This is a genomic window from Variovorax sp. FW305-3-2-15-B-LB1 (assembly GCF_058787635.1).
The window spans coordinates 92,595-103,050 of sequence record NZ_JBYSZY010000022.1 but is presented as its reverse complement, the minus strand read 5'-3'; the positions used below and the strand labels follow the sequence as shown (position 1 = coordinate 103,050).

Sequence of the window (10,456 nt, the reverse complement as noted above, 5' to 3'; positions counted from 1 at the left end):
GTACTTCCCTCCGCGAATGTCCCCCGGCCTGCGGCCTCCTCCTTGATTTCGCTGCGGGAAGCACCCGGTGGCCTGGGCACAAGGCACGCTGCGGGTGCTCGCCGATCAACGACTGCACTGAACACGCTCACGCCGATGGGGCGCCTTGCGCAGCGAAATCAAGGAGGAGGGCGAAGCCCGGGGGACATTCGCGGAGCAAGGTGCCCCGTCGGCGGGAGCGTCGCCCTGAAGGCGCCCGAACTCCTGGCTAGAACTTAGGGTTTACCCCTGCGTACCGGTACGCAGTCCCGCGGCGGGGGCCCTACGGACGACAGCGCGCCCCCGGCGGACCAGACTCCCCGGCACGGCTTTCCGCGGGCTTCGCGGGGGCTGCAGCCAGAGACAAGGACCCCCCGCATGACCGCCATTGCCAGCAGCAGCACGAGCGCCGGCGCTTCCAGCCCGGACGCGACCCGCGACACCACCCCCTACACCTTCGAGGAAAAGCGCAAGCGCATCTTCGCCATCTTTGCCGCTTCGTCCGGCAACCTGGTGGAGTGGTTCGACTTCTACGTCTACGCCTTCTGCGCGATCTACTTCGCGCCCTCGTTCTTCCCCAAGTCGGACCCGACGGTCCAGCTGCTGAACACCGCCGGCGTGTTCGCCGCCGGCTTCCTGATGCGCCCGATCGGCGGCTGGCTGTTCGGCCGGCTGGCCGACCGCAAGGGCCGCAAGACGTCGATGGTGACCTCGGTCGTCATGATGTGCGTCGGCTCGCTGGTCATTGCCTGCCTGCCCACCTACGCGCAGATCGGCGCCTGGGCGCCCGCGCTGCTGCTGGCCGCGCGCCTGCTGCAGGGCCTGTCGGTCGGCGGCGAGTACGGCACCACCGCCACCTACATGAGCGAAGTGGCGATGCGCGGCCAGCGCGGCTTCTTCTCGTCGTTCCAGTACGTCACGCTGATCGGCGGCCAGCTGCTGGCCGTGGTGGCCGTGGTGGTGCTGCAGCAGCTGCTCACCGAGGCCGAGCTCAAGGCCTGGGGCTGGCGCATTCCCTTCGTGCTGGGCGCCCTGGCCGCCGTCGTGGCGCTGATGCTGCGCCGCACGCTGACCGAAACGGCCAGCACCAAGACCCGCGCCGCCAAGGGCGCCGGCAGCGTCGCGGAACTGTTCAAGCACCACAAGCGCGCCTTCCTCGTGGTGCTGGGCTACACGGCCGGCGGCTCGCTGATCTTCTACACCTTCACCACCTACATGCAGAAGTACCTGGTGAACTCGGCCGGCATGTCGATCAAGACGGCCAGCAACGTGATGACGGCGTGCCTCTTCCTGTACATGTGCATGCAGCCGCTGTTCGGCGCGCTGTCGGACCGCATCGGCCGGCGCAGCAACATGCTGCTGTTCGGCGCCCTGGGCGCGCTGATGACGGTGCCCGTGCTGAGCAACCTGCAAAGCGTGAGCAGCCCGCTGATGGCCGGCGTGCTGATCACGCTGGCCCTGGCGGTGGTGAGCTTCTACACCTCGATCAGCGGCATCGTGAAGGCCGAGATGTTCCCGCCCGAAGTGCGCGCGCTGGGCGTGGGCCTGTCGTACGCGGTGGGCAATGCCATCTTCGGCGGCAGCGCCGAGTACGTGGCGCTGGGCCTGAAGTCGATCGGCCACGAGTCGTATTTCTACTGGTACGTGACGGCGATGATGGGCGTGGCCTTCCTGGTCAGCCTGCTGCTGCCGAAGCAGGCCACCTACCTGCACAACGACAAGTAAGCGCAGCGGCGCTTCATCAACGAACCCGGCCTTGCGCCGGGTTTTTTACGTGCGTTGCAACGCGCGCGTGACCATGTCGTTGGGCGCCAGCCGCAGCAGGTGCGGCAGCAGGCCCAGGGCGCGATCGCGTTCGCCCGCATGCAGCAGGCCGTTGGCGCACACCGAGAGCGTGTCGGCCAGCTCGGGGTGGTCGGGCGCGGTCTTCAGCAGGATGCGGCAGAGCTTGTCGGCGTCGCCGAACTGGCGGATGCGCGCGAAGCGGCGCGCCAGCCGGGCCATGTCGTCGGGCTTCAGGCGCACGCCCGGCTTGGCCTGGTCGAGGTAGGTCGTGAAGCTGGCGTGCTGCAGCGCCAGCGTGTCGGCGTCGGTGGCGGGCAGGCGGAAGATGCGGCGCGCGGCCTGGTGGAAGTCGTCGCTCGCGGGCTGCAGGCGCGCGGTGTGGAACCAGGCGCGCAGCGTGTCGGTGTCGCCGGGGCGCAGGGCGGCGGCGGCGCGCCATTCAACGCACGCGGGCTCGAACTTCATGGCCGCCGACAGCTTGCGCGCGGCGGCCACGTGCTGGTCGAAGCGGTGGTCGTCGGTCACCATTTCCGACTTCACCGTCTCGGGCGTCTTCACGCGGCCCAGCCACATGGCGCCGGCCATCAGCGCCGCGCCCGTCAGCAGGCCGCCCAGGTGGGCCATGTAGGCGATGCCCTGGCCGCCGATCCAGTGCTGCACCAGCTCGTTGGCGATCCAGGCCGGCAGCAAGAGCAGGGCGGGCGCCGTGACGTAGTTGAAATAGAAGAACAGCTGGTAGAAGAAGCGGATGCGCCGCAGCCGGTACATCACGGCGTACATGCCCATCAGCGCCGAGATCGCGCCCGAGGCCCCCAGCCCGTAGCCGCCCTTGCCCGCATAGGCCCAGCCGGCCAGCAGCGCGGAGCCCACGCCGCCCAGCAGGTAGAAGCTCAGGTAGGTGCCGCGCCCCAGCGCCAGCTCGACCGAGAAGCCGAACAGGAAGAGGAACAGCATGTTGCCCAGCAGGTGGCCCGTGCTGCCGTGCAGGAAGGTGGCGGTGAGCCAGGTCCAGGGCTTGAACTCGGCGTCCTTGCCGTAGTCCTGCGACCAGCGCGCGGTGAACGGCGCGGGCAGCATCGCCTCGTACTGGCGGCGGTCGCGCTGCCATTCGTCGAAGCGCGGGTTCGCGGGCGTCACGACCTGGTCGGCGCGCAGTTTCTTCAGGAAGGGCTGGTCGTTCTGCAGGCCTTCGAGCAACTGCGGGTAGGCCTCTTCATGCGCCAGCATGCGGCGCGCCAGCTTGCCGCGCTTGGGGTCGGTTTTTTCGAGCCACTCGACGAAGGGCGGCAGCTCCAGTTCGGGCAGCACGCTCTGCACGTAGAACTGCGCCGCGCGCTCGCGGCCGTTTTCTTCGCTGCGCTGCGGCCCCCAGAACACGAGCATGTTCAGGAGGATCAGCAGCACCGTCATCCACGGCGGGTTGCGCCAGCTCGGCTTGTTTTCGAGCGGGATGGCGTAGAACATGAAGCGCGGCCCTCGTGGATGTGGCCGCGGGCCTCAGCCCAGGCGGGCGCGGTGGCGGGCGACTTGCGCTTTGACCTGCACGGGCGCGGTGCCGCCCAGCACGTTGCGGGCGTTGAGCGAGCCGCGCAGGCTCAGCACGTCGTACACGTCCTTCTCGATGTTCGGATTGAACTGCTGCAGCACCGACAGCGGCAGCTCCGACAGGTCGACCTGGTGCGAGGTGGCGGCCTTCACGGCGTGGGCCACGGTCTCGTGCGCGTCGCGGAAGGGCAGGCCCTTCTTCACGAGGTAGTCGGCCAGGTCGGTGGCGGTGGCGTAGCCGCGCAGCGCGGCGGCTTCCATGGCCTGCGGCTTCACGGTGATGCCGCCGATCATCTCGGCAAAGATGCGCAGGGTGTCCTTGAGCGTGTCGACGGTGTCGAACAGCGGCTCCTTGTCTTCCTGGTTGTCCTTGTTGTAGGCCAGCGGCTGGCCCTTCATGAGCGTGATGAGCGCCATCAGGTGGCCGACCACGCGGCCGGTCTTGCCGCGCGCCAGCTCGGGCACGTCGGGGTTCTTCTTCTGCGGCATGATCGACGAGCCGGTGGTGAAGCGGTCGGCGATGTTGATGAAGCCGAAGTTCTGGCTCATCCAGATGATGAGCTCTTCGCTCAGGCGGCTCACGTGCACCATGCACAGGCTGGCGGCGGCGGTGAACTCGATCGCGAAGTCGCGGTCGCTCACGGCGTCCAGGCTGTTCTGGCAGACGCTGTCCATCTTCAGGGTGCGCGCCACGAGCTCGCGGTCCAGCGGGTAGCTGGTGCCGGCCAGGGCGGCGGCGCCCAGCGGCAGGCGGTTGACGCGCTTGCGCACCTCGCCCATGCGCTCGGCGTCGCGGCTGAACATTTCCACGTAGGCCAGCATGTGGTGGCCGAAGCTCACGGGCTGGGCCACCTGCAGGTGGGTGAAGCCGGGCAGGATCACCTCGACGTTCTTCTCGGCGATGTCGACCAGCGCCTTCTGCAGCTCGACCAGCAGGTCGCCGATGAGGTCGATCTCGCCGCGCAGCCACAGGCGCACGTCGGTGGCGACCTGGTCGTTGCGGCTGCGGCCGGTGTGCAGGCGCTTGCCGGCGTCGCCGACCAGCTGGGTCAGGCGGGCCTCGATGTTCAGGTGCACGTCTTCGAGGTCGAGCTTCCATTCGAAGCTGCCGGCCTCGATCTCGCCGCGGATCTGCGCCATGCCGCGCTCGATGGCGGCGTGGTCCTGCACGCTGATGATGCCCTGGGCCGCGAGCATGCCGGCGTGCGCCAGCGAGCCCTCGATGTCGGCTTGCCACAGGCGCTTGTCGAAGAAGACGCTGGAGGTGTAGCGCTTCACCAGGTCGCTCATCGGTTCGGAGAACAGGGCCGACCAGGCTTCGGATTTCTTGTCGAGTTGGTTTTGGGTCATGGGAGCCGTCCAGGAAGGCAATAATGGGTTGGTCACCCGATGGATCTGATGTCTGCGATGCGCAACCCGGCGATTTTATCGGCCAGCTCCCCCTCCACGTCCGCTTCGTCCCCGGAACGTGCGCGCGCGCCTGTGCGCGGCGGCCCGGCGCTGTTCGACGCCTGCCAGATCGGCGTGGTGCTGCGCACCGTGGTGTTCGTCGAGGCGGTGGTGGCGGTGGCCACGCTGTTCGTGGTCGGCACCTTCGGCGAATGGCTGGTGCAGGCGGCCACGGTGACCGGCGGCGCGCTGCCCGCCACGCTGCTGTGGCTGGTGGCGGCCTGCGGGCTCAAGAAGCAATTGCGGCGCCTGCCGCCCCCGGGGCAGTACGCCGCGGGCGCCGTGCTGGGCGCCGTGGCCTCTCTTTATGGCTGCGGCCTGCTGCGCCTGACGGGCGTGATCGCCAGCGCCCCCTGGCTGGCCAGCGCGCTGGCCGGCGCGCTGTTCGCGGGGTTGGTGATGGCGGCGATGGTGCTGCGCGCGCGCGGCCAGACGCCGGCCGCCACCACGGCCCGGCTCGAAGAGCTGCAGTCGCGCATCCGCCCGCACTTCCTGTTCAACACGCTCAACAGCGCCATCGCGCTGGTGCGCGAGGAGCCGGCCAAGGCCGAGACCATGCTCGAAGACCTGGCCGAGCTGTTCCGCCAGGCGCTCACCGTGCCCGGCGAATCGGGCACGCTGGCCGACGAGATCGCGCTGGCCGAGCGCTATCTGGCCATCGAGCAGGTGCGCTTCGGCGAGCGCCTGCGCATCCGCTGGGACCTCGATGCCGCTGCCAGCGACGCGCGCCTGCCGCCGCTCCTGCTGCAGCCGCTGGTCGAGAACGCCATCAAGCACGGCGTGGAGCCCAGCCCCGAGGGCGGCAAGCTGCGCATCCGCACCGAGCGGCGCGGCGGCATGGTCGTGATCGAGGTGGTCAACAGCCTGCCGCCGCTGCGCTGGGCCGACGAGCCGCTGCCGCGCGGCCACGGCATCGCCCTGGACAACGTGCGCGAGCGGCTGCGCCTGCTGCACGACATGCAGATGCAGTTCAGCGCCGGCATGGACCAGAAGAACTACCGCGTACGCATTGCCATCCCCGCCGAATCATGAGCCTCAAGACCCTGATCGTTGACGACGAAGCCCTGGCCCGCTCGCGCCTGCGCACGCTGCTGCGCGACTGCACCTCGCCCGCCGCCGAGGTGACGGCCGAGGCCGCGCAGGGCGAGGAGGCGCTGGCGCACCTGGCCGCGATGGACCTCGACCTGGTGCTGCTCGACGTGCACATGCCCGGCATCGACGGCATCGAGGTGGCGCGCGCGCTGCGCCACCGGCCCGACGCGCCGGCCGTGGTGTTCGTGACGGCGCATGCGAGCCATGCGGTCACCGCCTTCGAGCTGGAAGCGGTCGACTACCTCACCAAGCCCGTGCGCGCCGAGCGGCTGCAGCAGGCGCTGCAGAAGGTCGAACGCTTCCTGAAGGAGCGCCGCGCCACCCAGCCGGCCCCCGAGGCCACTCCCGAGTGCGTGCTGATCCAGGACCGGGGCCGCGCCGAGCGCGTGCCACTGTCCGAGGTGCTGTACCTCAAGTCCGAATACAAGTACCTCACGGTGCGCACCGCCACGCGCAGCCACATCCTCGATGGCTCGCTGAACGATTTCGAGGAGCGCTACCCGAACCGCTTCCTGCGCGTGCACCGCAATGCGCTGGTGGCGCGCTCGGCCATCCGCGCGCTCGAGCGCTACGACGACGGCGAGGACGCTGATGGCTGGGCGCTGCGGCTCGATTCGGTGCCCGAGCCCGTGGCGGTGTCGCGCCGCCAGCTGGCCGCGGTGCGCGAGATGCTGAAGGAATCGCGATGACCGACGACACCCCGGCCGGCCCGAAGCCGGCGCCTGAACGGCCGGTGGCTGCGGATGAGCCGCCGCCTGCGCCTGCACCCGCTCCGGCGCCGCCGCCGCCGGTCGAACCCGTCGAGCCCGCTGCGCCGGTCGAGGCGAGCGCGACCGCCGAAGAGGCCACCTCCGCCCTGCGCAGGCGCTTCGTGCTGCACATGCCGGTCGACGTGCGCAGCGCCTCGCTCGTGGTGCTGGCCGTGCTCGCCAGCGTCTTCGCGCTGCGCTGGGGCCAGGCCGTGTTCGTGCCGCTGATGCTGAGCCTGCTGCTGAACTACGCGCTGTCGCCGCTGGTCGAGCGCCTGCACCGCTGGTACGTGCCGCGCTGGATCGGCGCGGCGGCGATCCTGCTGGGCCTGTTCGGCGGGCTCGGGTGGACGGGCTATTCGCTCTCGGGCAGCGCCTCGCAGCTGCTCGACTCGCTGCCGGTCGCCGCGCAGAAGCTCGGCCAGGCCATGCGCCGCGATAAGAACGCCAGCGCCACGCCGCTGGACAGCGTGCAGCAGGCCGCCGCGCAGCTCGAGAAGGCGGCCGAGGAAAACTCCGCGCGCGTCGCCTCGCGCAAGGGCGTGGCGCGCGTCGTGATCGAGCGGCCGGGCTTCAACGTGCGCGACTACCTGGTGAGCGGCACGGTCGGCCTGCTCAACGCCATGGGGCAGCTCACGCTGGTGGCCTTCCTCACCTACTTCGCGCTGTGCTCGGGCGACACCTTCCGGCGCAAGCTCATCAAGATCACCGGGCCCAGCCTGCAGAAGAAGAAGGTCACGGTGCACGTGCTGGACGACATCACGCGCAACATCGAACGCTACCTGCTGGTGCAGATTTTGGTGAGCGGGCTGGTGGGGCTGACCACCGGCCTGGCGTTCTGGCTGCTCGGCGTGGAGAACGCGGCCGTGTGGGGAATCATCGCGGCCGTCACCAACCTCATTCCGTACATCGGCTCGGTGATCGTGCTGGTGGCGGCGGGGCTCATGGCCTTCCTGCAGTTCAGCAGCATCGAGATGGCGCTGCTGGTGGGCGGCGTCTCGCTGGCCATCCACACGGTGGTCGGCAACCTGCTGATGCCCTGGCTCACCAGCCGCACCAGCCGCATGAACCCGGTGGCGGTGTTCGTGGGCGTGATCTTTTGGGGCTGGCTGTGGGGCATCTGGGGCCTGCTGCTGGGCATCCCGATCACCATGGTCATCAAGTCGATCTGCGACCGGGTGGAAGACCTGCAGCCGATCGGCGAACTGCTCGGCGAATAAACCGGCCCTTCAAACCCTTCAGGAGGGGGCATCGTCCGATGCTGTAAATTATTGCGAATCAATTCGCAATAATTAAATGCCCGACGTTTCATCCGCTTCCTTGCCACCCGGGGCCGGCGCCCCGGCCCGGCTGCTCTCCATCGACGCGCTGCGCGGCCTCGTGATCCTGTTCATGCTGTTGGACCACGTGCGCGAGACCTTCTACCTGCACCACCAGGTGCCCGACCCGATGCTCGTGGCGCAGACGCCGCCGGCGCTGTTCTTCGGCCGCCTGCTGGCGCACCTGTGCGCGCCGGTGTTCGTGTTCCTGACCGGGCTGTCGGCCTTTCTCTATGGTGCGAAGCAGGCGGACGGCCGCGCGGCGGCGTCCTCGTTCCTGTGGAAACGGGGCCTGTTCCTCGTGTTGCTGGAGGTCACGGTCGTCAACTTTGCGTGGACCTTCCAGTTCCCGCTGGCCACCGTGTTCCTGCAGGTGATCTGGGTGATCGGGCTGTCGATGCTGGCGTTGTCGGCGCTGGTGTGGCTGCCGCGCCGGGCGCTGGTCGTGTTGGGCGTGGTGCTGGTGGCGGGGCACAACCTGCTCGACGGCGTGCACTTTCCCGTCGGCCATGTGCTGCACGTGCCCTGGGCCGTGCTGCATGACCGGGGCTGGATCGAGGTGTCCGACGCCTTGAGGCTGCGCACGTCGTACCCGCTGCTGCCGTGGATCGGCGTGATCGCGCTGGGCTATGTCGCCGGGCCGTGGTTCCTGCCCGGCGCCGATGCGCCGCAGCGCCAGCGGCGGCTGCTCGCGTGGGCCGTGGGCCTGCTCATTGGCTTCGTGGTGCTGCGCGCACTCAATGCCTACGGCGACAAGCCCTGGGCAGCAGGCGACAGCGCGCTGACGACCGTGATGGCCTTCCTCAACGTCACGAAGTACCCGCCGTCCTTGCTGTTCATCGCGCTGACGCTCGGCGCGGGGCTGTGGCTGCTGCGCCTGTTCGAGCGCCGGCAGGGCGCGGCCTGGCTCGCACCGCTGGCCGTGTTCGGCGCGGCGCCCATGTTCTTCTACGTGCTGCACCTGTACGTGCTCAAGTTCCTCTACCTGGGGGCCGAGGCGGTCTGGGGCCCCAATCAGGGCCGCTTGTTCGGCTTCGACGCCGTCTGGATGGTGTGGCTGGTCACCGGGGTGCTGGCCTTTGCGCTGTATCCGGCGGTGCGCGCCTTCGCCGCCCTGAAGGCACGGCGCCGCGACATCGCGTGGCTCAAGTACCTGTGAAGGGCCGGCGATGAAGCGGGTCTGCGGCGCGGCCCTCGCGATGCTGGGCACGTCCGCCCTCGCGGCCGAAGGTGGCGGCTTCGTCGAGGACACGCGCTGGCGCGTGCTCCAGCGCAGCGTGTACGAGCACCGGAGCTACCTGCACGGCGATCGCAGCAACGGCGGGCGCAATGCCTCGCTGCCCCGGGCGCGGCGCAGCGACTACGCGCAGGAGTGGGGCTACGGCGTCATGGGCACCCTCGCGTCCGGCTTCACGCCGGGCTGGATCGGCTTCGGCGTGGACGCGCATGCCTCGCTCGCGCGCAGCCTCGACGGCGACGATCTGCGCGTCGGCAAGATCCGCATGCTGCCGGTGGACGGCGCGGGCTACGCGCAGCACGGCATCGCGCGCGGCGGCGTGGCGCTGAAGGCGCGCATCTCCGCCACCGTGCTGACGGTGGGTGAGCAACGCGTCAAGACGGCGGTCTTCAGCGCGTCCGATTCCCGCCTGCTGCCCGAGACCATGCGCGGCTGGCTGCTGACGAGCCGCGAGTTCGACACGCTCACGCTGCAGGCCGGCCGCTTCACCGGGTCGACCGACCGCCATGCGCGCGGCACGAACCACCCGTTGATCGTCAATTACCTCGACCCGAAGTCACCGCGCGGCGACGTGTTCGACTTTGCCGGCGGCACCTGGAAGGGCAGCGCTTCGCTGTCGCTCACGGCCTATGTCGCACGCCTGAAGGACACCTGGCGCACCGGCTACCTGGGCGCCCAGTACACGGTGCCGCTCCCGGAGAAACGCGCACTGTCCTTCGACCTGCAGGTGTACCGCAGCAAGGACACGGGCCGTGCGCTGGCCGGCCCGGTGGACAACACCACCGCGAGCCTCATGACCAGCTACGCCCACGGCCCCCACCGTGTGGGCCTGGGCTGGCAGAAGGTCGCGGGCGACACGCCGTTCGACTACGTGACGCGCGGCGCCGTCTGGCTCGGCAATGCGGCGCAGCTGTCCGACTTCAATGCGCCGCACGAGCGGTCGTGGCAGCTGCGGTACGAAGTGGATGCCGCGCGTTGGGGAGCGCCCGGGTTGAGCCTGGGCGCGGCCTACATCCGCGGCAGTGGCATCGACGGCAGCCGGGTGCCGCCGCGCGGAGGCTACGCATGGCTGGGCTACGGGCAGGGCGGCCGGCACTGGGAGCGCGACCTGTGGCTGCGCTACACGGTCCAGCAAGGCAGCGCCAAGGGCCTGGCCCTTCTGCTGCGCTACGGCGAGCACCGCAACAACAAGGCGCAGGCCGAACTCAACACGCGCCAGATCCGCGTCGCGCTGGAGTACCCGATCGGCAACGACTGAGCGG

At 69.6% G+C, this 10,456-nt stretch carries 8 protein-coding genes; 6 read left to right on the top strand and 2 right to left on the bottom strand.

Annotated elements, in window-relative coordinates:
- The first annotated feature begins 396 nt into the window (after window positions 1-396).
- Window positions 397-1,743: an MFS family transporter gene (locus tag AC3WQR_RS16015; protein WP_070062216.1), complete on the top strand. Its 1,347-nt coding sequence runs from the start codon at window positions 397-399 to the stop codon at window positions 1,741-1,743.
- A 45-nt stretch (window positions 1,744-1,788) separates the two neighbouring features.
- Here AC3WQR_RS16015 and AC3WQR_RS16010 read toward each other — a convergent pair whose 3' ends face one another.
- Both AC3WQR_RS16010 and argH read right to left on the bottom strand, forming a co-directional pair.
- Entirely contained in the window at window positions 1,789-3,267 is a 1,479-nt protein-coding gene (locus tag AC3WQR_RS16010) for a rhomboid family intramembrane serine protease (protein ID WP_492742732.1), read from the bottom strand.
- A gap of 33 nt (window positions 3,268-3,300) precedes the next feature.
- Complete coding sequence (gene argH, locus AC3WQR_RS16005; RefSeq protein ID WP_492742731.1) at window positions 3,301-4,698, bottom strand: argininosuccinate lyase; 1,398 nt, start codon at window positions 4,696-4,698, stop codon at window positions 3,301-3,303.
- A gap of 57 nt (window positions 4,699-4,755) precedes the next feature.
- Here argH and AC3WQR_RS16000 point away from each other — a divergent pair, with 57 nt between their 5' ends.
- The 5 genes from AC3WQR_RS16000 (at window position 4,756) to AC3WQR_RS15980 (ending at window position 10,452) form a co-directional block, all read left to right on the top strand.
- Window positions 4,756-5,829, top strand: coding sequence for a sensor histidine kinase (locus tag AC3WQR_RS16000; RefSeq protein WP_095747705.1), 1,074 nt, complete (start codon window positions 4,756-4,758; stop codon window positions 5,827-5,829).
- Entirely contained in the window at window positions 5,826-6,578 is a 753-nt protein-coding gene (locus AC3WQR_RS15995) for a LytR/AlgR family response regulator transcription factor (protein WP_492742730.1), read from the top strand. Before AC3WQR_RS16000 ends, AC3WQR_RS15995 begins: the two co-directional genes overlap by 4 nt.
- Window positions 6,575-7,858, top strand: coding sequence for an AI-2E family transporter (locus AC3WQR_RS15990; RefSeq protein ID WP_492742728.1), 1,284 nt, complete (start codon window positions 6,575-6,577; stop codon window positions 7,856-7,858). The genes AC3WQR_RS15995 and AC3WQR_RS15990 overlap by 4 nt, the downstream gene beginning before the upstream one ends.
- Window positions 7,859-7,934: 76 nt before the next feature.
- Complete coding sequence (locus tag AC3WQR_RS15985; RefSeq protein ID WP_492742726.1) at window positions 7,935-9,116, top strand: acetyltransferase domain-containing protein; 1,182 nt, start codon at window positions 7,935-7,937, stop codon at window positions 9,114-9,116.
- A gap of 10 nt (window positions 9,117-9,126) precedes the next feature.
- Window positions 9,127-10,452, top strand: coding sequence for an OprD family outer membrane porin (locus AC3WQR_RS15980; RefSeq protein WP_492742724.1), 1,326 nt, complete (start codon window positions 9,127-9,129; stop codon window positions 10,450-10,452).
- The last annotated feature ends 4 nt before the right edge of the window (window positions 10,453-10,456 follow it).

Bases quoted from the DNA above. Each gene is read 5' to 3' on its own strand.
- AC3WQR_RS15980 (WP_492742724.1), top strand. From the start codon at position 9,127: ATGAAGCGGGTCTGCGGCGCGGCCCTCGCGATGCTGGGCACGTCCGCC.
- AC3WQR_RS16010 (WP_492742732.1), bottom strand. From the start codon at position 3,267: ATGTTCTACGCCATCCCGCTCGAAAACAAGCCGAGCTGGCGCAACCCG.
- AC3WQR_RS16000 (WP_095747705.1), top strand. From the start codon at position 4,756: ATGCGCAACCCGGCGATTTTATCGGCCAGCTCCCCCTCCACGTCCGCT.
- argH (WP_492742731.1), bottom strand. From the start codon at position 4,698: ATGACCCAAAACCAACTCGACAAGAAATCCGAAGCCTGGTCGGCCCTG.
- AC3WQR_RS15990 (WP_492742728.1), top strand. From the start codon at position 6,575: ATGACCGACGACACCCCGGCCGGCCCGAAGCCGGCGCCTGAACGGCCG.
- AC3WQR_RS16015 (WP_070062216.1), top strand. From the start codon at position 397: ATGACCGCCATTGCCAGCAGCAGCACGAGCGCCGGCGCTTCCAGCCCG.
- AC3WQR_RS15995 (WP_492742730.1), top strand. From the start codon at position 5,826: ATGAGCCTCAAGACCCTGATCGTTGACGACGAAGCCCTGGCCCGCTCG.
- AC3WQR_RS15985 (WP_492742726.1), top strand. From the start codon at position 7,935: ATGCCCGACGTTTCATCCGCTTCCTTGCCACCCGGGGCCGGCGCCCCG.